At 68.7% G+C, this 1,065-nt stretch carries 1 protein-coding gene; it reads left to right on the plus strand.

The window, feature by feature from the left end:
• Positions 1–116: 116 nt before the first annotated feature.
• Positions 117–1,065 (plus strand): IS481 family transposase (locus P2Q00_RS50575; protein ID WP_275781986.1); only part of this gene is annotated, 949 nt, incomplete at its 3' end.

The following is a 1,065-nucleotide window of genomic DNA, read 5'->3' on the forward strand; positions in this document are numbered from 1 at the left end:
TGTTCTGTCCACGGAGGTTGGTGACACAGGTCTCGGCTGAGGGATCTTGAATTGAGTGAGGGCCTTCTGGCCTGGTGTGGATTGCGACATCTGCACCGGCGACCAGAGAGGCCCTCTTGCCCCACCGTAATGCACCCCTGACCGAGACCGGCCGTCTGCGCCTGGCCCGCTGCGTCGTCGAGGACGGCTGGCCCCTCAGACGCGCTGCGGAACGCTTCCAGGTCTCCCCGACCACCGCCCAGCGCTGGGCCGACCGCTACCGCGCGTTCGGCGAGGCAGGCATGGCAGACCGCTCCAGCCGTCCGCGCACCAGCCCGCGCCGGACGCCGACCCGCACCGAACGCCGCATCATCAAGGTCCGTGTTCTGCGCCGCTGGGGACCCGCTCGCATCGCGCACCTGCTGCGACTGGTGACCTCGACCGTGCATCGTGTGCTGACCCGCTACGGCCTGGCCCGCCTCACGCATCTGGACCGGGCAACGGGCCGTGTCATCCGCCGCTACGAGCGCGACCGGCCCGGCGAACTCGTGCACGTCGACATCAAGAAGCTCGGCAACATCCCCGACGGCGGCGGGCACAAAGCCCTTGGCCGACAGGCAGGCCGCAAGAACCGTGCGCGCGCCGGCTACAGCTACCTCCACACCGCCGTCGACGACCACTCCCGCCTGGCCTACAGCGAGATCCTCACCGACGAGAAGAAAGAGACCGCGACCGCCTTCTGGACCCGGGCCCAGGCGTTCTTCACCGGTGCGGGGATCACCGTCGAGCGGGTGCTGACCGACAACGGATCCTGCTACCGCTCACGCGACTGGCGGGAGCTGCTGGCAGCGGCCGGGATCACCCACAAGCGCACCCGGCCCTACCGACCGCAGACCAACGGCAAGGTCGAGCGCTTCAACCGCACCCTGCTCGACGAATGGGCCTATGCCCGCCCCTACCACTCGCAGGCTGAACGGCACGCAGCATTCGCCGGCTGGCTGCACACCTACAATCACCACCGCGGACACACCGCGCTGAAGGGCCAGCCACCCGCCAGCCGCGTTCCTAACCTCTCAGGGCAATACA

The sequence above is a fragment of the Streptomyces coacervatus genome, from assembly GCF_029223485.1.
Classification (GTDB): Bacteria; Actinomycetota; Actinomycetes; order Streptomycetales; family Streptomycetaceae; genus Streptomyces; species Streptomyces coacervatus.